The sequence below is a fragment of the Allobosea sp. BH3 genome (genome assembly GCF_025499465.1).
Classification (GTDB): Bacteria; Pseudomonadota; Alphaproteobacteria; order Rhizobiales; family Beijerinckiaceae; genus Allobosea.
Window position 1 is genome coordinate 618,408 of sequence record NZ_JAIMCA010000005.1, and the last position, 20,375, is coordinate 638,782.

15 protein-coding genes are annotated in these 20,375 nt (G+C 66.3%); 7 read left to right on the plus strand and 8 right to left on the minus strand.

The window, feature by feature from the left end; genetic code table 11:
- Positions 1–19: 19 nt before the first annotated feature.
- Genes bcsA through BoBH3_RS19495 form a run of 4 tightly spaced genes read left to right on the plus strand, consistent with a single transcriptional unit; the run spans position 20 to position 7,825 of the window.
- Positions 20–2,203 carry a UDP-forming cellulose synthase catalytic subunit gene (gene bcsA / locus BoBH3_RS19480; protein ID WP_262332491.1) on the plus strand — a complete coding sequence of 728 codons (2,184 nt, stop codon included), beginning with the start codon at positions 20–22 and terminating at the stop codon, positions 2,201–2,203.
- Positions 2,200–4,641, plus strand: coding sequence for a cellulose biosynthesis cyclic di-GMP-binding regulatory protein BcsB (locus BoBH3_RS19485; protein WP_262332492.1), 2,442 nt, complete (start codon positions 2,200–2,202; stop codon positions 4,639–4,641). The genes bcsA and BoBH3_RS19485 overlap by 4 nt, the downstream gene beginning before the upstream one ends.
- The gene (locus BoBH3_RS19490) at positions 4,638–5,657 is read left to right on the plus strand and encodes a family 8 glycosyl hydrolase (protein ID WP_262332493.1); all 1,020 of its coding nucleotides are present in this window, start codon (positions 4,638–4,640) and stop codon (positions 5,655–5,657) included. Before BoBH3_RS19485 ends, BoBH3_RS19490 begins: the two co-directional genes overlap by 4 nt.
- Positions 5,648–7,825 carry a tetratricopeptide repeat protein gene (locus tag BoBH3_RS19495; protein ID WP_262332494.1) on the plus strand — a complete coding sequence of 726 codons (2,178 nt, stop codon included), beginning with the start codon at positions 5,648–5,650 and terminating at the stop codon, positions 7,823–7,825. The genes BoBH3_RS19490 and BoBH3_RS19495 overlap by 10 nt, the downstream gene beginning before the upstream one ends.
- Positions 7,826–8,154: 329 nt before the next feature.
- Here the strand turns inward: BoBH3_RS19495 and BoBH3_RS19500 are convergent, their stop codons facing one another.
- The 5 genes from BoBH3_RS19500 to BoBH3_RS19520 all read right to left on the minus strand — a co-directional run bounded on the left by BoBH3_RS19500 (position 8,155) and on the right by BoBH3_RS19520 (position 13,465).
- Positions 8,155–8,622, minus strand: a complete 468-nt coding sequence (locus BoBH3_RS19500; protein WP_262332495.1) for a YHS domain-containing (seleno)protein — start codon at positions 8,620–8,622, stop codon at positions 8,155–8,157.
- 25 nt (positions 8,623–8,647) lie between these two features.
- On the minus strand, positions 8,648–9,133 hold the full coding sequence (locus tag BoBH3_RS19505; protein ID WP_262332496.1) for a DUF6789 family protein: 486 nt from the start codon (positions 9,131–9,133) through the stop codon (positions 8,648–8,650).
- A 24-nt stretch (positions 9,134–9,157) separates the two neighbouring features.
- Complete coding sequence (locus tag BoBH3_RS19510) at positions 9,158–10,543, minus strand: tetratricopeptide repeat protein (protein ID WP_262332497.1); 1,386 nt, start codon at positions 10,541–10,543, stop codon at positions 9,158–9,160.
- A 70-nt stretch (positions 10,544–10,613) separates the two neighbouring features.
- The gene (locus BoBH3_RS19515) at positions 10,614–11,816 is read right to left on the minus strand and encodes an OpgC family protein (protein WP_262332498.1); all 1,203 of its coding nucleotides are present in this window, start codon (positions 11,814–11,816) and stop codon (positions 10,614–10,616) included.
- Entirely contained in the window at positions 11,816–13,465 is a 1,650-nt protein-coding gene (locus BoBH3_RS19520) for a thiamine pyrophosphate-binding protein (RefSeq protein ID WP_262332499.1), read from the minus strand. Before BoBH3_RS19520 ends, BoBH3_RS19515 begins: the two co-directional genes overlap by 1 nt.
- A gap of 219 nt (positions 13,466–13,684) precedes the next feature.
- On the opposite strand from BoBH3_RS19520, the gene BoBH3_RS19525 reads away from it, so the two are divergent.
- Positions 13,685–14,260, plus strand: a complete 576-nt coding sequence (locus BoBH3_RS19525) for a sigma-70 family RNA polymerase sigma factor (RefSeq protein WP_262332500.1) — start codon at positions 13,685–13,687, stop codon at positions 14,258–14,260.
- 67 nt (positions 14,261–14,327) lie between these two features.
- Complete coding sequence (locus tag BoBH3_RS19530) at positions 14,328–14,969, plus strand: NrsF family protein (protein WP_262332501.1); 642 nt, start codon at positions 14,328–14,330, stop codon at positions 14,967–14,969.
- Between the two features lie 322 nt (positions 14,970–15,291).
- Here the strand turns inward: BoBH3_RS19530 and BoBH3_RS19535 are convergent, their stop codons facing one another.
- From BoBH3_RS19535 to BoBH3_RS19545, 3 genes are all read right to left on the minus strand, one after another.
- A complete protein-coding gene (locus BoBH3_RS19535; RefSeq protein WP_262332502.1) occupies positions 15,292–16,821 on the minus strand; it encodes a DUF1254 domain-containing protein in 1,530 nt (509 codons plus the stop codon).
- Positions 16,822–16,889: 68 nt separating this feature from the next.
- Entirely contained in the window at positions 16,890–18,329 is a 1,440-nt protein-coding gene (locus BoBH3_RS19540; RefSeq protein ID WP_410050630.1) for a DUF1254 domain-containing protein, read from the minus strand.
- Between the two features lie 67 nt (positions 18,330–18,396).
- The gene (locus tag BoBH3_RS19545; protein ID WP_262332504.1) at positions 18,397–18,972 is read right to left on the minus strand and encodes an SMI1/KNR4 family protein; all 576 of its coding nucleotides are present in this window, start codon (positions 18,970–18,972) and stop codon (positions 18,397–18,399) included.
- 163 nt (positions 18,973–19,135) lie between these two features.
- On the opposite strand from BoBH3_RS19545, the gene BoBH3_RS19550 reads away from it, so the two are divergent.
- Positions 19,136–20,170: a helix-turn-helix domain-containing protein gene (locus BoBH3_RS19550; RefSeq protein ID WP_262332505.1), complete on the plus strand. Its 1,035-nt coding sequence runs from the start codon at positions 19,136–19,138 to the stop codon at positions 20,168–20,170.
- Positions 20,171–20,375 lie beyond the last annotated feature (205 nt).

Consider the following 20,375-nt stretch of genomic DNA (forward strand, 5'->3'; position numbering starts at 1 on the left):
CCGATTCCAGGACGTTGTGATGAAAACCGTGTGCTACGTCATCCTATGGGCCGTCACCGCCATTGTATTGGTGGCGCTCATTACGCTGCCGATCAGCCTGCAGGCTCATCTGATCGCCGGCGCTATCGTCGTTGGCGCGATGATCATCCTGAAATTCCTGAGGCCCTATGGCGTATGGCGGTTGATCGCGCTCGGCCTGGGGACGGCGATGGTGCTGCGCTACGTGTACTGGCGCACGACGAGTACGCTTCCGCCGGTCAACCAGCTCGAGGACTTCATCCCTGGCCTGATCGTCTATCTCGCCGAACTCTACAACATCGGCATGCTGTTCCTCAGCCTTTTCGTCGTGGCGATGCCGCTGGCGAAGCGCAAGACGCCACCGATCGACCTGGAGAACGCCCCCACGGTCGATGTCTTCGTGCCCTCCTACAACGAGGATGCGGAGATGCTGGCGATGACATTGTCGGCGGCGCTGGCGATGGACTATCCGGCAGGTCGGCTGAACGTCTATCTGCTCGACGATGGCGGCACCGACGAGAAGTGCAACGCCGACAATTTCGTCGCTGCCAATGAGGCCCGCGAACGCCGCGCGACCCTGCAGAAGCTCTGCGAGGGGCTTGGTGCCATCTATCTGACGCGCGAGCGCAATACCAGCGCCAAGGCCGGCAACCTGAACAACGGCATCGCCAATTCGCAGGGCGAGCTGATCGTCGTCTTCGATGCGGATCACGCACCTGCCCGCAGCTTCCTGACCGAGACCGTCGGCTTTTTCGGTCAGGATCCGAAGCTGTTCCTGGTGCAGACCCCGCACTTCTTCATCAACCCGGATCCTCTCGAGCGCAATCTTCAGACCTTCAGGACCATGCCGTCGGAGAACGAGATGTTCTACGGCATCATCCAGCGCGGCCTCGACAAATGGGACGCGTCCTTCTTCTGCGGTTCGGCCGCGGTGCTGCGGCGCACGGCGCTGAAGACGACGAACGGCTTTTCCGGCCGCAGCATCACCGAGGACGCCGAAACGGCGATCACGCTGCATGCCACCGGCTGGCATAGCGTCTATGTCGACAAGCCGCTCATCGCCGGGCTGCAGCCGGCGACCTTCACCAGCTTCATCGGTCAGCGTTCACGTTGGGCCCAGGGCATGATGCAGATCCTTCTGTTCCACCGCCCGATGTTCAAGCGTGGTCTCTCCCTGCCCCAGCGGCTTTGCTATTCGTCCTCCGCGCTGTTCTGGCTGTTCCCCTTCGCGCGACTGATCTTCCTGATCGCGCCGCTGTTCTATCTGTTCTTCGGGCTCGAAATCTTCACGGCCTCCGGAGCCGAGTTCTTCGCCTATGTGCTCAGCTACATGGCGGTGAACCTGATGATGCAGAACTATCTCTATGGCCGCTATCGCTGGCCATGGATCTCCGAACTCTACGAATTCATCCAGTCGATCTACCTGCTGCCGGCGGTGATCTCCGTCCTGCTCAATCCGACCAAGCCGACCTTCAAGGTCACGGCCAAGAACGAAACGCTGGACACAAGGCGAGTCTCGGAGCTCGGCAGGCCCTTCTTCGTCATCTTCGCCGTGCTGGCGCTCGGAGTCGTCGCCACCTATTGGCGCACCATCACCGAGCCCTACAACGCCGACACCACGCTGGTCGTGGGGCTGTGGAACATCCTCAACCTGCTGATGGCTGGATGCGCCCTCGGTGTCGTTTCGGAGCGGCCGGAAGGGCGGGCCGCCCGGCGTTTCGCCGTGAAGCGGCGCGGCGAGATCACCATCGACGGCGTGACCTCGCCGATCATCACGGAGAACGTCTCCGTCGACGGCATCGCTATCCGCGTCTTGTCCAAAGACCTTGACAACGTATCGGTGGGGACCCCCGCCAACGCCTCGTTCGAGACCACGATCGACATGCCGCGCGGAACCTTGCCGCTCCGCATCAGGCGCATAGCTCCTGACGATAAGGGCTTGATGATAGGCTGCAGCTACGAGCCCAGCGAACCGCTGCACAGCCGTATCATCGCCGATCTCGCCTTCTCCGATGCCGAGAACTGGAGCCGCTTCCAGCAGGGCCGGCGCCGGAACATGGGCGTCGTCTACGGGACGCTGCGCTTCCTGCGGATCGCCGTGTTCCAGACGAGCCGCGGCCTGTCCTACCTTTTCCGGCTCTACCGGTTCTCCAAAGGCATCTCCCGACCTGGAGCGGCGGAATGACCGGCCTTCGGAACTCCCTCCTCCTGGCCGTGGCCGCTGCGCAAGTGGCCTGGTATCCGAGCCTCGTCGCCGCGCAGGACGCGCCTTCCCCCGCCCCGGCGCCGTTCATGATCGCGCCTCAGAGCCCGCCGGCAGCACCGGCGCCCGTCCCCGCTCCTGCGCCTCAGCGGGAAGCGCCCCCGCCTCCCGTTCTGTCGGCGCTCGCCTTCAAGCCGCTTCTGCCGGCGGCACGCGTGACGCTCGAAGGCGAGAGCGACCAGCGCAGCTGGGCGTTCTTCCTAAGCCAGGAAGAGGCTGCCGCGGACCTCAATCTCGACCTGGCCTTTCAGAATGCTCTGGTCGTGATGCCGGAAGTGTCGCGACTGACGGCCCGGATCAACGGCGAGCGTGTGGTCGAACTGCCGATCGCCTCGTCGGACCGGCTGAAATCGACCTCCATCGCCATCCGCAAGGGGCTGCTCAGGCCCGGCCAGAACACGATCTCCTTCGAAGCCCTGCAACGGCATCGGACGGACTGCACCGTGGGCTCGACCTATGAACTCTGGACGCGCATCGACGGGGCCGGAACAAGGCTGGCGTTCCGCGGCGGGCAGGCGCAGCGCCCCGGGCTGCGCAGCCTTGACGACCTGCCGGCCGTCGGGGCCGACGAGAACGGCCAGACCACGATCTTCATCGTCGCGCCCGGCGCGGCGAGCGCGACGGCAGCAAACAGCATCATTGCCGTGTCCCAGGCCGTCGCTCTGCGCGGACGCTTCGGTCAGGTGGCGGTGCGTGTCAGCGAGCGCCTGCCGGACCGTATCCGCCCGGGCACGCTAACGGTTCTGCTCGGCACCACCAGCGAGCTGCGCAGCCTGCTCGGGACGCTGCCTCCCGATGCGGGTGGCCGCAGCTTCATCGGCCTCGTGCCCCCTAACAGGGAAGGCGCTCCCACCCTGCTCGTGACCGGCGAAAGCTGGGCGGAGCTTGATGCCGCCGTCGCCAAGCTTTTGACGGCGCCGGTTTCGCGGCCCACCAACATGAATCGCAGCATGATGGAAACGTTGCGCTGGCACGTGCCCGACGCGCCCTTCATTTCCGACCGGCGGGCGCTGCGGTTCTCGGAACTCGGAATCCCGACCCAGGAATCATCCGGTCGGCGCATGCGGGTGCGCGCGGTCGTGGCCATGCCCGGAGATTTCTACGCTAACGCCTATGGCGAGGCGACGCTCTATCTCGACGGCGCCTATTCGGACGAAGTCCTTCCCGGCCAGAGCCGTATCGAGATCTTCGTCAACGGCAATGTCGCCGCCACGGTGCCGCTCAACGCCGCGACGGGCGGCCTGTTCCAACAGTTCCCGATCACGGTGCCGTTGAGGCATTTCCGGCCGGGCATCAACGAGATTTGGTTCGAGGCGGTGACACTTGCGCGGTCCGACTTGGCCTGCGGACCCGGTGCGACCCTGCCGGGCAAGAGCCGGTTCGGATTGTTCGACACCACCACTTTCTCCGTCCCCTCCTTCGCCAAGATCGGCGTCAGTCCCAATCTCGCGGCGGTCGCGGGCACAGGCTTCCCGTACTCCATCGCGTCGCGGGTCGCCCTGCTCACAGGCCGGCCGGATACCGCCGATATCGGCGCCGCCGCGACGCTTCTCGCCCGGCTCGCTCAACGCGCCAGCCGGCCGCTCTCCGTCGAGGTCGTTACCAGCGCGGCCGCCATAGGCGATCGACCCGCGCTGATCGTCGGCGCGGCCGGCCAGTTGCCCACGGGGGTGCTTCCCCGCGTCGGAGTAGCCGACAATGTGCGCGCGACCTGGCCCGTGCGACAGGATGCCGTGGTGGTGACGCCCGACTCCGAGGGCACCGCCGTCTTTGACGCCGTGATCGACCGACTGCAGGGACGACAGGTAACCCCGGAACAGTCCGGCGGTGCCGCCCCGACGACCGAGGCAATCCGCGATCGCTGGCGCGGTTCGCTCGGCGGCCCCCTCGCTCGTTACTTCATTTCCTTCGACCGGTGGCTGCAACGAACCTTCGACCTCTCCTTCGCGCAGTTGCGCTCGCCTTCCCGCACAAGGACGCTTTACGAGCCGGCGGAGGGAACCGATCTGATCGCAGCTCAGGCCAGCGACCCTGAGACGCGGCAGGTCTGGACGGCTTTCGTCGCCCGCCGCGAGGAAACCCTGGCAAGCACGGTGGACAGGATCGTCTCGCCCGGCAACTGGGCCAGCATGGCGGGCCAGATCACAGCCTTCCGCGGCGCCCAGGAGACGCATGTCATCTCTGCAGACAGCACCTCCTTCGTCATGACGCGGCCCTTCAGCCTGACCAATATGCGTCTGGTCTTCGCAAACTGGATGTCGAGCAACATCGGCGTCTATGCACTCGCTCTGCTCATGGCCTGTATTGGTCTCGGCATCGGCACCTCACTGATGCTCAGACGGCTAGGACGGCGATCATGAGACGGTTTCTCGCCGCAATGGCCGTGACCCTGCTCGGCTTCTCGCAGGCAGCGCACGCCGTCGTGCCCGCCGATGCCTGGGCGCTCTACCGGCAGAAATTCGTCACGGCGGAGGGGCGCGTCATCGACGACGCGAATGGCGGGATCAGCCATAGCGAGAGCCAGGGCTACGGCCTGATGCTCGCCTGCCTGGCGGGAGATCGCAGCACCTTCGCCAGCATCTTCGCCTTCACGCGGACGGAACTGCTGATCCGCGACGACGGGCTTGCCGCCTGGCGCTGGGATCCGAACGCGAAGCCCCACGTCACCGACATCAACAACGCCAGCGACGGGGACCTGCTGATCATCGACGCGCTGGCCTGTGCCGGGGCCCGGTGGGCGATGCCGGCCTACACAGCGGCTGCGACCCAAATCGCTCGCTCGCTGGCCAAGGTCGCTCTGCTGCGTCGCGGCGGCGAGACCTGGCTGATGCCGGCCGCCGTAGGCTTTTCCGAGAAGGATCGGGCGGACGGGCCGGTGGTCAACCCGTCCTACTGGATCTTCGAGACCTTTCCCCTGCTCACCAAGCTGACAGGCGACCAGAGCTGGATGCACGCGCAGGCCACAGGCCTGAAGCTGCTCGACGGCCTTGCGAAACGAAAGATGCCGGCGCCCGAATGGCTGTCGGTGAAGGCCGAGCCGAAGCCGGCCGAAGGCTTTCCGGCCCATCTCGGCTACAATGCGATTCGCATCCCGCTCTACCTGCTGCGGGCGGGGATCGCGGACAAGGCGCGGCTGGAGCCTTTCCGGCAGGCATGGGCCAATGGAACAGCGGTGATCGATGTGCGCAGCGGCAAGGTCGTGGAGCCCCTGCCCGATCCGGGCTATCGCATCCTCGCAGCGGCCATGGACTGTGCGCTCGACCGCAAGCCGCTCCCTGCTGAACTGAAGACCTTCCAGCCGACGCTCTACTACCCGTCGACACTGCATCTGCTCTCCCTCTCGATGCTGAGCGAGAGGTATCCGCAATGCATGTGAGATCGACCGTCTTCCTGCTCGCGGTTTCCGGAGCCGCCTTTTATGCCCTGGGCCGCTACGGCCATGAGGGCAGCTGGATGGGGAACGCCCCGCCGGCCATCGACTCCGCCCAGGCGCAAAGTTCGTCCGATGCAGCCCCGCCGCCGGCAACCGCATCGCAGCCGGGGCTCGACCTGGCCCAGGCTCCGGGCACAGCGGCACCCGGCCGACCGGCAACCCCGCAACCGCCGGCCCAACCGCAAAAAGTCGATGAATCGGCCCTGCGCTATTTCGCGTCGCAGGGCGACACCCGCCGGTATGAGGCCGAGCTCGCCCGCCTCAGGGCGCTCTATCCCGACTGGCGGCCGCCGACCGACCTGACATCGCAGGGGGCGGTCTCTGATCCCGAGCTCGAACGGATGTGGAAGCTCTTCACGGAGGGAAAGTTCGGTGAAGTCCGCGCTGCGATCGCACAGCGCAGCAGCACCGATCCCAACTGGCGCGCGCCCGCCGATCTGGAGGAGCAGCTCAACAGGGCAGAGGCCTCCCAGCGCCTCGTCAACGCATCGAACGCCCGGCAATGGGAACAGGTCATCCGCCTCGGCACCGAGACGCCGGCCCTGCTGACCTGCGCCAATGTCGGTGCGCTCTGGCGCGTCGCGGAAGCGTTCACCCAGACCGGCAAGCCTGAACGGGCACGTGACGCCTATGCCTATGTGCTGACGAATTGCAGCAACCCGGCCGAGCGGGTCGGCACCATGCAGAAGGCGGTCGCGACGCTGCCCGAAGCTCTCTACGCCCCGCTTCTGGCGCAGGAGCGGCAAAGCGAGTTCACGAGCATCCGCGACGAGCTTGCCCGGCGCCGTGTCGGAGCGGCCGCCGAGGACGCCGCCCATCCTGCCTCGCCGGACGACATTAGGCGGATCGAGGCGCTCGCCAACGCCTCGACCACGCCGGACGATGCGATCCTGCTGGGCTTTCACGCGCTGCGCCACAAGGACCCGGCCAAGGCCGCAACCTGGTTCCAGACGGCGCTGTCTCGAAATGGCGGCGCGAAGGCCGCCGAAGGTGCCGTGCTCGCATTGGCCGCTACCCAGAAATACCAGGAGGCAGAGGCGCTCGGCGCACAGTGGCTGGAGTCAGGCGCGGCGAACCGCAAGGCCTATCTCGACGCCGTGACCACGCTTGTCGCGCAGGAACCACCACCGAAGCTCGACCGGACGGTCATAGAGCGTATTGCCAAGACGGTCGGCACCGACCGCTATGCTCCGGGTGCCGCAGCGCTCGGGTGGTATGCCTACAATGCCGGCCAGACGGCCCCGGCCGGCACCTGGTTCCAGACGGCCCTGTCCTGGGACCGCGGCTACGAGCCGGCTGCCTATGGGCTCGCGCTCGTGTATCAGCGCCTGCGCGACCAGGCGCAGTTGCGCAGGATCATGACCGAATGGGGCGGGCGCTCGCCACGGATCGCCTCAATCTTGGATCAGCCCCGCGGTCGCAGCGCGACACGAAGCAGCCAGACCGTGCCCGTGGAAGAGCGCGCTCCGACCAGGACAGAACGTACTGAAGAGATTGCGGAACGTCGGCTTCCTGTTGAGCGGCCGCGCTCCATCGATCGCGATGATGCCGACCCGGCCCCTGTGAGAAGGAACGTCCGCGCGACGCCGCCAGTCGGCACCGGCGGCGGCAGCGGGGGCGGCACGTCCGCAGCCGCGGCCCTTCAACGCGGCTGGAGGCTGCTCGACCTGAAGCGCCCTGCTGCGGCGGCGGAGGCCTTTGATTTCGCTCTGCGCAACGGCAGCGGCCAGGTGGCGGCCGATGCCGCAACGGGCAAGACCTACGCCAAGCTTCAGCAAGGATTGTCGTCGGAGGCAGCTGTCGCGGCGTCCGGCGCCCATGTCCCGCCGGAACGCCGCAACGAATTCGCCACCCTCCTGCTCTCGGAACGGTTCTACGCGGAATATGAGGCCAAGGACTACAACAAGGCGCTCGTGACCCTGTCCGAACGGGGACGCTTTGCTCCCGAGACGACAGACCTGATGATGATGCGCGGCTGGGCCTACTTCAATCTCGGCCGCTACGACGATGCCGAGCATGTGTTCCAGGCCGTGTATCGCGCAAATGGCTCGTCGCAGGCGATGGCAGGCATCTCGGCCGTGCGCGCGGCCACCAAGCGCGACAGGTACTAATGCGTTACCGGAACCGGCAGAGCGAACCGCTGCGTCCGTTTCCGGGCAGCAGTCCAATGCCGGCTATTGGCGCTGAGCCGCCTCATTGTGATAGCGAAACTTGGAGAAGTGCTGACGCTGCACAAGGGTATTGTGACCGATTGACCTCGGCGCTTCTTGATCGACCGCGGTTGTCCTGCCGATGACTCCGGGAGTTTGGATCTGGGCGGGCGAGCGGCTTCGGCTACTGGAAAACCACCGAGGGCGCGATACACGTCATGATCAGCGCTGCATCCCCAGGTCCGCTTTCGGACGGCATCTCAATGTCCGGAAGTGGCGCACGCTGGACACTATCGAATATCGGTCGCGCTCAGGCGCGGCCAGTTGCCGTTAGCCCTTGCTATGAACCGCCTCGTATCGGCGAGCCAGGTCTTCCTCACACCTAGATCATAGTTCAGGTAGAGCCTGCCATCGACAATCGACCAGGCGTCGGGCTCGATCTGGACCAGATAGCCACGCGAGGTGCCGTAAGCACAGAAGCCGCCATAGGCCGGCAGGTAGCGCTGCGGATCGGCTTCGAACAGCGCCTTGTGCTCGGAGTTGGCGAAGCGCCAGATCGCTCCGCCATAGGTGGCGGAGAATTCCGGCTTCCCGGGCCGCGGGCCACCGTCGCGAAAATACGCGACGGGGTCGTAGCCGCGGATCGCGACGCCCTCCGGCGATCCCAGCGTGTTGACCGGGCGGAACGTGTCCGCTTGCGCCGCAGGCGCGGCGAGGACCGCGCCTGAGAGCAGGATGAAGCCGCGTCTGTCGAGCATGGGTTTCTCACGTCCTTGCGCTGGCTCAGGACCTGCGTGCTTCCAGCGCCTCGAAGACATAGGCCGCGAGGTAGCCGTAGATCGCGTGCCCGACGAGGCTCATGAAGGAGAGGCGCGGCACGTCGTTGAGCAGGAAGTGCTGGCCCGCGAGCGGGGCGAAGAAAGCGAGCGCGATGAAATAGGTGATCACGCCCCAGATCCAGCCATCGGCCGGCATGCCGAAACTCCTGACCCAGCGCGTCAGCAGCCAGTAGCCGAGCGGATAGAACAGGAAGCCGGTGATGTAGTGCAGGAGCTTCGCCACCGGTGCCGAGAGCTGGAGGCCGAGCTGGTGGTGGAACAGCGCCTTTACCAGCTCCGGGGGCTCCAGCGGATACTCGGCGAACCAGGCGGTCGGCACGGCTGCGAAGAGCTCCCAGAAGCCGAGGCCGGCGAAGCCGCCGAGCGCGAGGTTGATGACGGTGCGGGTGGACGGCAGGGCGAAGCTGCGGGTCATCGTGGCGGTGCTCATGGTTTGCTTCCTTCGGCTGATGGGTCAATGGGCGATGGCGAGCGGGGTCGAGGCGACAGCGAGCGCGGCGAGGCGCCCCGGAGAGCGGCCGCGCAATCGCGCCAGCCTCTGCGACGCGAACAGGTTCGTGCCGCCGCGGCGGGCGAGGCGTTCGCTCAGGATGCGCTCTGCCTGCTGGTGGCTGCCGGAGCGGATCAGGCTCTCGGCATAGGCCTGCTCGAACAGGTCGCGCTGGGCATGGCTGCCGCCAATGGCGACGAGACCGTCGCGAGCCGCGCCCAGAAGGCGGCTTGCCTCGGCATAGTCCCCTTCACGGAAGGCAATCAGCCCGAAGGCAGCGAGGGCACCGTTGCGGGATGCCGTGCGGCGCTCGACGCTGCGGTGGACCTGTGCGTCCTCGACGAGTTGGCGGGCGATGGTCTCTGCCATGTCCTGTCGGCCGGCACCGAGCAGGGAGAGCGCATAGTGCAGATCGGCGAAGACGAGACGCCCGTCATGCACGCGTCGCTCTGCTTTTTCCGCCAGCTCCTCCCAGCGTTCCCCGACATCGACGCCAGCATAGTCGAGCCGGGCAAGCAGCGCGGCGCCATTGGCGATGTCGCGATAATCGTCGGTCGGTTCGGCGCGGATCTCCTCGTCATAGAGGCGCAGCACCTCGGCGGTCTCGCCGTGCTCCATCCGGAACAGGGCGAGATGCCAGACGATGTGGAAGCGCAGGTTGTTGGCATGCGCCCAAGTCCGGCCGTCGCCGAGCCAAGCGACACCCTCATCCACCCGCCCGGTCATCTCCAGCACATGGGCGACGGCATGGCGGCCCCAGGCGTCGCGTGGGCTCAAGGCGACGGCGCGACGCCCGACCCGCTCGGCCTCGGCATAGAGGCCGCGCTCTTCCAGCGCGAAGGCGTAACAACCGTGGACATAGCCGGCGAGCGGGTGGGTCTCGCCGAAGCCCAGTGCGACGTTGCGCAGGCTCGCCAGCATCTGCGCCTGATCGCCCAGCATGAAGCGGATGCCATGCGACAGCTTGATCGCCAGCACGTCGAGGGGATGGGCGAGGAGGATCGCCTCCAGCCGCTCCGCCGCCCGGCACGGCGCCTCGTCGAGCCAGAGTGCCAGCGCCTCCATCACCATATGCTCACGCCGGGTGACCGGCCGCAGCACGGCCGCGATCTGCGCTTTAGCGAGGCAGCCGCGGGCCGAAGCGACGAGTTCGCGCCGCGCGAGCGAGAGCAGCATCAGCCCCTGTGCGGCGTGGGCGAGGGCGAAGTCGGGATCGGCCTCAAGCGTGCGGGCAAGATGTTGCGGCGTCGCGGCGGCATGGGCCAGCAGGGCCTCCAGCGTGTCGTTCCAGGCGAGCCTCGCGGCATCGTTAGCGACGCTGATCCGGTCGCCGGAGAGATCGTGAAACATGGGGTGCTCCATTGCGGCGCTCGTGGCGAGCGCTCTTCAGGGAGTTCGCAGCGGGTCGATCAAACGCCGATCAACTCGCTTCACGGACGCGTGTCCGCGGCGGAAGGAGCGCGTCGCTCCTCTCCTCCTCGCGGTGCGGGAAGGGCTTCGATGCGGGGCCGGTCCAGGGCGCGCTCTTGAACCAGCTAACGACCACTGCGGTCGCAAGGATCAGCGCGAAGCCGGTGAGGTTGAGCAGCGCTACGACGGGCTCGCTATGCCAGGCCGCATCGGCGGCCACACCCGCCAACCGGGAGAGCACGACGCTGGCGAGGAAGGTCGCGAGGGACTGCCGGCCGATGAGGACAAGGAGGTGGCCTGCACCCCGGTCGAGCCGCTGGCGGAAGGGCTCGATCAGGCTCAGCACCAGATAGGCCAGCGCGAGGAAGTGGAGCAGACGCAGGATGTGCAGGTCGGTCTTCTCGCTTCCGGGCAGGAGAAGGTCCCGCAGCGTCTGCGCGGCCGGCCAGTTGTCGAGGATGCCCCAGAAGGAGAGCGGGACGCAGAGGATGACGAAGCCACCTGCGACCGTCATCAGCCCTCGGTCGCCAAGGCGCGGCACCGGCAGCCATTTCATGCCGATGAAGAAGCCGGTGAAGAAGACGAGCTGCCAGGCGAAGGGGTTGAGGAACCAGCCGGCACCGTTCCAGGGATTGCCGGGCAGGTTCAGCCCGTGCGTCCAGACCAGCGCGTAGAGCAGCCCGGCCAACGCGAAGGGCAGGGCAGGATGAAGGCGCCGGAGCGCCATCATCGCCGGCACCAGCGCCAGGATGACGAGATACATCGGCAGGATGTCGAGATAGTCCGGCTGCCATGTCAGCGTGGCGAGGCCGAGCAGCGCGCGCTCCGGCTCGGCGAGAAGGGGCGGGAACTGCTTCGCCAGCACGGAGAGATCGAACAGCCGGTCGAGCAGTGCCGCGAGCGCCATCAATGCCAGCACGAGGCCGAGCTGCGCCCAGTAGACCTGCCAGATCCGGTAGGCGATCCGCGCCGTGCCCAGCACAAGGCCGCGCCGGACGAAGACGCCGCCGAAGGCCAGTGCGCTGGCGATGCCGGAGCAGAAGACAAAGAGCTCGGCCCCTGAAGAAAACCCGAAGCGCGCCGGAATCCAGGCGTTCCAGCTGTTCTGCGGCAGATGCGCGACGAAGATGATCAGCATGGTCAGGCCGCGGAAGACGTCGAGCCGCTCGTCGCGCGGCCGCTTCGCCGGGGGCTGGGAGGCGAGTCCGCTCATCAGAAGGCTCCCTCATAGCCCGCGGCGTCGATGCGGCAGGCCAGCAGGCTGAAGCCATCGCGCCGGAAGGCGGCTTGCGCCTCACGCCGCAGCGTGTCGCGATCGCCGATCGTGGCTCCGTGACCGCCCATCGCCCGCGCTACCTCGGCGAAATCGGTCGCGCCGAAATCGACCCCGGCGCGCTTCAGCCCCATCTGCTTCTGTTTGAACGCGATCAACCCGAGGCTCTTGTCGACGAGCACGACGATGACGACCGGCAGCGCGAGATCGCGCAGCGTCGCGAGCTCTCCCAGCACCATCTCCAGCCCGGCGTCGCCGACGAAGCAAAGCGTCGGCCTGCGTGAACCCAGCGCCGCACCGGTGGCGAGCGGCAGGGCGCAGCCCATGGTGCACAGGCCCGTCGATTGCAGCAGGCGACGTGGCCCGTCGCAGTTCCACATCTGGCTGAGCAGGATGCGATGCACACCGGAGTCGGCGGTCGCGACCGTGCCGGCCGGCGCAACCTCCCACAGCGTCTCGAAGACGGCATGCGGCCCCCACGCGGCCGGCGCGGCGAAGGCTGCCCGGAAGCGCTCGCGGATCGCGGCCGGCTCGCCGTCAGGCCATGTCCCCTCTGTTGTCTGGATATCGGACAGGCGCGTCAGGATCGCTTCGACGTCGCCGGCGAGCAGCAGGCTCGCATCGTGCATGCCGTGCCGGATCGGTTCGGCGACGATGTCGATCACGCGCTTGTCCGCCGGCCACGGATGGCGCCAGCCCTGCCGCATCTCGATCGGGTCGTAGCCGGCCAGGATGATGAGGTCGGCGTCGTCGATCAGCGGGCGGACGATCGCATCGGCCTTGGGCGAAAGACCGACGGCACCGATGACGCGCGGATCGCTCTCCGGCACCAGCCCCTTGGCTTTGTAGGTGGTCAGAAGTGGCGCGCCTGTCCGCGTCAGGAAGCGGTCGAGCGCTGCTCCGCCCTGCTGGTTGACGAGGTCGAGCCCGGCGATGACCAGCGGCCTGCGCGCCGTTGCGATCATCACGGCAGCCTGCGAGAGGTCCGCAGGCACAGCGGGCTGGACTACAGGCAGCGAAACCGGCGGACGCCGCTTGGCCGGTGCCTCTGCCACGGAGATCGGCAGGTCGATATGGACGGGGCCGGGTCGGCCCTGCCGGGCCACCGCTACCGCCTTCTCGACGACGAGCGCCTCGGTGCCGGGCGCGACGCGGAAGCTCGCCTTGACCAGCGGGCGCAGCACGGCCTGATGGTCGAACACCTGATGGGTGAAACTCTCTGCCACAGCCTGATCGACGCAGCCCGTGATGAGAACCAGCGGCACCCGGTCCTGCTGCGCATTGGCGACAACGTTGACGGCGTTCGCGACCCCGGGGCCGAGCGTCGCCACGAGCACCGGCAGCGAGCCTGTGGCATGCCACAGCCCCTCGGCCATGAAGCCCGCGGCGTTCTCGTGCTTGGCGAGCTCAAAGCGGATACCCGCACGCTCCAGCGCATCGACCAGCGCCAACACTTCGCCCCCGGGAATGCCGAAGGCGTGCGTGGCGCCGGCCGTGGCGAGGCGCTCGGCAAGGAGATCGGCTCCGGTCGGCGCCACCGCCGGCCTCGCGAGGATCATGCCGGCGATCGGTATCGGGTCGTGGCGCATCTCGTCTCTCCGCGTGCCGCGTCGGCGGCGTCGGAGGAGAGATCGGACGGCAGGCGACCCTGGTTACATCTTCACGGAGATGTGAGAGCCGCATCCGTGGAGTTGCACAGCGTCGCCGAGAGCACTTCATCGACCGATGATGAGGCTGCTAGGATGCACTGATACGATGACATGCGCTGGGGGGCTTTCCTCCGCGCCCACGGATGACCGGCGCCCGTCTTGTCCCTCGACGAACTCGAAACCCGGCTCCGGCCCGCTTTCCTTGCCGCACTTGAAGGCGATGCCGCGGCCTACCGCTTCTTCCTCGATGAGATCAGCGTGCGGCTGCGCGGCTATCTGCGCCAGATGCTGGCGCGAGCGGGACGGACGGAGCCAAGTGAGGCCGAGGATGTGCTGCAAGAAACGCTGCTCGCTCTCCATCTCTCCCGCCACACTTACGATCAGTCGAGCCCGGTCACGGCCTGGTCGCATGCCATCGCGCGCTACAAGCTCGTCGACCATCTGCGCCGGTCTGGCCGCCACGCCGGCAGCCTGCCGCTCGACGACGAAGCCTTCCAGCTCGCCGCTGCACCGGAAGACGCTGCCTTCGAGGCCCGTCTTGATCTGGAGCGGGCGCTGGAGGCGCTGCCTGCGCGTACCCGCGGGCTTATCGACCGGGTCAAGCTTCAGGGCACGAGCGTCGCCGAGGCGGCGAGTGCGGCGGGCATGACGGAGACGGCAGCCAAGGTCGCAATCCATCGTGGCCTGCAGGCCATGGCAAAATTCCTCACCCGGCGCGCGGCGCGGCCGCCGTGACGCCATGCCGTAACCTTTCGCCGGCTTGGCGCGAACTCCCTCATGTGAAACGTCTCGAAGAACCCCGATGCAGACCGATGACCTGATCTCGATGATGACGGCGGAACACCGCAAGGTGGACACCGGCTGGCTGCGGCGCGCCACCTGGCTGGCGGCGCTGGCCGCGCTGGGACTCACGATCACGCTCATCCTCGGAACGCTCGGTGCCCGGGCCGATTTCGCCGTGGCCTGGATGACGCTGCCCGTCATCGCCAAGGCGCTTCTCGGTGCGAGCCTGGCGCTCGTCGCGCTCGCCGTGTTCCAGAGGAGCCTGCGGCCCGGGCTGAAGCCCGGCCGTTGGCTCTGGCTCGCCCTTGCCCCGCCCGCGCTCGCCGCCCTATGGGCGTTGGCGACGCTGGCGCAAGCGCCGACCGAAAGCTGGAGCGCGCTGATCTTCGGCCGCAACTGGCGCGCCTGCCTGATCGCGGTGCCGCTCTACGCCATCGTGCCGTTCGTGATCCTGATCCTGCTGGCGCGCCGCGGCGCTCCGGTGGACGGGCGCCTGACGGGAACGGCGGCGGGCATCGCCTCGGCCGGGCTCGCCATCGTCGGATACAGCCTGCATTGCCCGGACGACACGACGCCCTTCCTCGCAACCTGGTATCCGATCGCGGTTGCGACCGTAACGGCGCTGGCGACGATGGTCGCGCCGCGCCTGCTGCGTTGGTGAGGCGATCGCCTGGGCCAGGCGCGTCCGCCCTCGCGGTTCCCTCAGCAACACTGCGGCTGTTTCACGATACCTTCCGGTGGCTCACCTCCCGGCCTGACTCCCTCACAGGCGGATGAGCGAGGCTGAGCCGCCGTCGCGCGATTCCGTCAATTCCAGGACGAAATCTTCGGACCCGTCGCTGAAGAGAAGTCACCGCGGTTTGAGTACGACACGCGCCAACCCTGTGCTTGGGTCCTGCAGGGCTAGGCTCAGGCAACGGATGTCCGCTTCGCGGCGCACCCTTGCTTCCGCTTCTGTGAAGGCTAGCCTTTGAAACGCCTTCTCAGACCTTGCGGATGACCGGCGGCTTCCAGGAACCGTCGAGTATGCCCTGCTTGCCCCAATAGGCGCGGATGTAGAGCGAGAAATTGCCTGTCGGGGCCGGAAGCCAGTTCGCCTCCTTGTCGCCGCCGGGTGATTTCGCTCCTGCATAGAGCGCCAGCGAGCCGTCGGCATTGCGCTTCAGGCTCTTGTTCTTGGTGCCGAGCGAGTAGCGCTTGAGGTTGTTCGGGTGGAAGAAGTGATGCTCGTTGTAGAGCGTCAATGACCAGAAGCCGTTGACGGGCGGTTCCTGCCCAGCCGCGAAGGTGATCTCGTAAGTCCCGCCACCCGTGAGCTGGCCGCCGGCGCCGTCGCGATCAGTGTAGAAGTACTGCGTCTCGTTCGGCCGGTTGTCGAACATGTTCGATTTCGAGGTGCCGGTCCGGTTGAAATAGTCGACGCCCCATTCCGCGTTATTGGTCGAGCGGTTCCAGCCATTGCCCGCAGGGCGACCGTTATGGATCCATTGGTGAAAGGGCTGGATGACCTTCTCCTCGGCCTCGACTGCGGCCGCGACGATCACCTTCTTCAGTTCGGGATCCTTGGCTGCGTCGAGCAGCAGGCGGAACTGGCCGTACAATGCCTCCTCGCCGGGCAACGGATCGACGATATCGAGCACCTCGCCGAACTGGTCGAAAAACTGTTCCGGGATCACCCATCGCGTCTCGGCACCGCTGCCGGAATCCTTCGGGCCGACGATGTCCGGCGCCTTCATCCAGTCGATCGTCTTCATCTGCCCCGTGAAGTCCTTCAGCGGGTAGACCATGACCTGGTTGATCAGGGGCTGAATCGCCTTCTTGTCCTCGGGCGTGTCGTCCTGGAAGATGCGGGGAATCGCGTTGCCGAGCGAGGTCGGGTAGCGGATCACTTCGGTTATGCCGACCGGCTTCAAACCCTTCCAGCGCGGGCCGACCAGAAGGTAGAAGCCCGGCTTCGAACCGTATGGCTTGCCGAGGTGCCCGACCTGATCGGTGCGCGCATCGTAGAGCGCATAGACCCAGAAGCGGTCGCCGAAATCCGGCACCTGGATCACCACCGGCTCCTCGTCGAGCGAGAAGAATCCGAGACCATAGACGACATCCTGGTTGGGGCAGGCGATGAAGGTCTGTGACGGCTCGATATAGTCGGCGAGCATGCCGATCTGGCCGCGTGGCGCGGCGGGCAACACGCCGTTCAGGCGCCCGGCGTACGGAGCTTGGGTGATCCTCGCCTTGCGGTTGATCATGTTGACCATGGGCCAGCCCCAGACATAGGCCGTCTGGGCGATCGTTCGAGCATAGCCGGGGTGCATCACGACGCCGAGGGCTGGCTCCGTGATGCTGCCGGAGGCAGGGGCCTCCTGCGCCTGTGCCGGGGCGGCAGCCGCCGCGACCGAAGCCGCGGCTACTGCTGTGGGAACCGCTGCGCCTCTGCCAAGCGCTGCCAGGGATGCAGCGCCGAGGCCTCCCTTGAGGGCATCGCGGCGCGAGACGAAGGTGTTTTCGTCGGTCATTTGCAAGCTCCTGTGTCGGTGGAGCTGGCTCGCGGGCGCTCGCCGGAACCAGCGGCGGGTTCGGCGGATCAGTTCACCTTGACGACGTCGTCCGGCTTCCAGCTCTGGTCAAAGAATGAGACGCCGGTGCCGTAGAGCCGCACGGTCGCGATGAAGTTGCGGTTCGGAACCGTCTGGATGAAGTTGGTGTCCGCGACATTCGCGGGCTTCGAAGGCCCGAACCACAGCTCGATCGAGCCGTCCGTGTTCTTCGCAATGGCCTCATTGAGGCTGTTTATCGACGGCATCAGCTGTGCCGTTTCCACCATCGTTCCGTCGGTGATGTTGTAGAGCGTGACGGCCCAGAACAGCGCGGCCGGCGCGTTCGGTGGCAGCCGTAGCCGGTAGCTGTTGGAGCCGTTCAGGAACTCGCCGTTCGCGTCCTTACGAGCCGTCGGATATTTCGATCCCGCTCCCAGCGTATGCATCACCATGGCCGGTGCCGAGGAGAACGCGATCTGGAAGAAGCCGGCGCGCTGGTCGACATCGAGATAACTGTCCTGGAGCCATTCGGACGTCGCCCCGGCCCAGACGTTCTCGTACTGGCGATCCTTGTAGTAGAGATTGCGGTCGTCGGGCCGTCCGAGCTGCCGGTTCGCCAGGATCATCTTCGGCGCCGTCTCGACCGCCTTCTTCAGCAGTTCCTGCTGCTTTGTGGTGGGATTGAATGGCTGGCCCTTGACGATGCCGATCGAGGCCAGCACGCCCCGCAGTTCCGGATCGATCGCCGAGACCGGCTCGTAATCGACGAATGCCTTGAGCTTGGTCCAGAAGGCATTGTCGATCGGGTACATCATGTTGACGCGCTTGCCGCTGCCATCCGGGAACTGCATCGGCTTGACGTCCTTCTCGGACGCCCAGAGCGGGTAAATCCGCGTCTGCTCGGCCATCTCGACCGCCTGCTTGGGGTCAGGCGCGGTCGCGCCTTTGCCCATCACGGTGCGGAAGAAGAGCATGACGTTGTTGGTCTGCGACCTGAAGGCGAAATAGCCCTGCGGGATCTTGCCGTCATAGTCCGGCGGCAGGAGGAGGTAGAGGCCGCCGCGGGCGCGATCAGGCCCGATCAGGCCGACATCGGTGATCGTGCGCTGGAACAGGTCGGTGAACATGCCGATGACGTTCGGCGGGGCGGCCACAACAAGCGGCCCGGCGTCCTTGAGGTCGAGAAACGTGAGCGAATAGATGACGTCGCCGTTCGGGGTCGGGATCCACGCACGCGAATCCATCCGCGACTTCCAGATCGGCAGGACATTGTAGCCCTTGCCGAAGGCGACCTCCGAGCCGTCGCGCATGCCGATCGTGTTCATCGCCGGGATCATGGTGACGTAGGCGTGGATGGCGCGCTGGTAGAAGAGCTCGTCGCGCAGGGCCTCAGCCTCAGCCTGCGGCAGCCAGTTGCCGTTGTTGAGCTGCTTCACCAGCGGCGGCACGTCTTGAGCTACGGAAGGGAGCGACATGATCGATGCCATCGCGGCAGCGCCTAGCAGCAGCAGGGTCTTTGTCTTCATCGTCGTCTCCTGTCTTCGCCTGGAGAGTTCAGTCGCTCAGTCCGTCGTAGCCGGCGTCGAGATGCCATTCGCCGGCGGCCAGGCCGTCCGCGACCCGGCCGAGGAGTTGTGAAAGGCTTTGCGCGACGACAGCGCGCTCGGGCCGGTCGTAGAGGAACCAGATCACCTGGCCGCAGCGGCCCGGGCGATCGGCGCGCAGGTCGATGCAGTAATGGTCGCCACGCGGGCTGCCGAAGAGCGGGAGCCAACAGCCGGACCACGTCGTGGCTGCCAAGGCTGGCCTGCCATTCGTATTGGCCGCCACGCGAATGTCGTCCGGGCAACCGTAACGCAGGCAGAGATCTTCCCAGGCAACGGCAACGAGATCGAGCGGCAGCCAGCGTTGGTTGAGGTAGAGCGCGGGCGTTCCTTCCGGCTGGCCGTCATAGGCCGCGTAGAGGCTGCGGATCTCCGGCGGGAGAGCCCTACCGAGCTTGGCTTCCGCCCTCCGGACAGTGCCTTCCGAGGCTGCGGGCCGTAAAAATGGCAGGCGGTCCGGATGAGCCCGAGCGACCCAGGACTCAATGCGCTTGAGCGATTGCACGGCATCGGCAGGGATCGACATTGGCAGCCCCCCACACAGGGTGAAGCTAGGCGCGGTAGTCCCGAGGCATCGAAGTCGGGGGCGAGATTAGGCTCCTGAGCGCTGGGCAACAGACCGTCTCCGTGCCAATAGTTGACTCAGCGTGCCAATCGCATTCGGCTTCGTGGGCAACGAGGAGGGCGTTTTGGACCCTTCGACTATTCCCAGCAGCGAATTCTCGACCCGGCAGTTCGACATCTGGCGGGACAGTATCGCCGTCGTCTTCGACGTGGAGCGGCAGGCGTCCGAAGCCGACAGCGCCTTCATTGCCGATGTCGAGGCTTTCCAGCTCGGCGACATGGTCGTGACGGCAGCGACGCTTGGCGAACAGCGCTATACGCGCTCGCAAGCCCGGCTTCGCCGGGACGGCATGGATCACTTCGTGCTCAACCTCTACCGGACCGGAGGCTGGCGAGCGCAGACCCCGAACGGCGACTTTCAAGGCGTGGCCGGCCAAGTGTCTGTGCTCGATCTGGCGAGCGAACTCATCAGCGACGAGCCGCATTCCGAACTGGTCACGCTCTTCCTGCCGCGGTCGCTGCTGGAAGAGCGCCTTCCCAACCTCGGCGCGCTTCATGGCAGCGGGCCAACCGGCCCTCATGCGGCGCTGCTGGCGGAATATATCGACCTGCTCGCGCGCCGCCTGCCGACCTTGCCGGCCGGCGAGGAGCAGGCGTTGAGCCGGGCGACCTGCGAAATGCTAACCGCCTGCATTTCTCCGACCCTGGCGAATGTGGAGGCGGCTCGACCTGGTCTGGAAATGGTCCTTCAGCGGCGTGCCAGGCGGTTCATCGAAGGCCAGCTCAATTCACCTGACCTTACGGCCGACGCGATCTGCGGCGCCGTCGGTGTATCGCGTCGAACGCTGTACCGCCTATTTGAGCAAGACGGAGGCGTCCAGCGCTATATCCAGGCGAGACGATTGGTCCGGATCAAGGCGCTTCTGGCCGATGCCAGCGATGGCCGCCGGATTTCCGAGATTGCCGCCGAGTTCGGCTTCACGCGCCCCGATCATTTCGCGCGAGCATTCAAGCATCAGTTCGGGCAGTCGGCGCGAGATCTCCGGGAGTTCAGGCGTCGCCACCTCGGCACGGGCGTAGTGCTGGGCGCAAAGCGGAATGATATCGGCAGCTTCGACACCTGGATCCGGGCTCTGCATGACCGAGCCATAGCCATCTAGGACGCCAGATCGGCAAAATCGCTGCCATTGCCCGCCATTTGTTCAGCTCGGCTCTATTCCGACGTCTGCTTCCAGGCGACCTCTGAAAGTCCGCTTGTGGCGCAAATCGGAAGCGCATAGCTCAACGAACGATCGAAGCCTCGCGTCATCAAAAGGGATCTGTGAGCGGGAAGGGGTGTTGGGGTGATCGTTGGGTTTTCGGGCG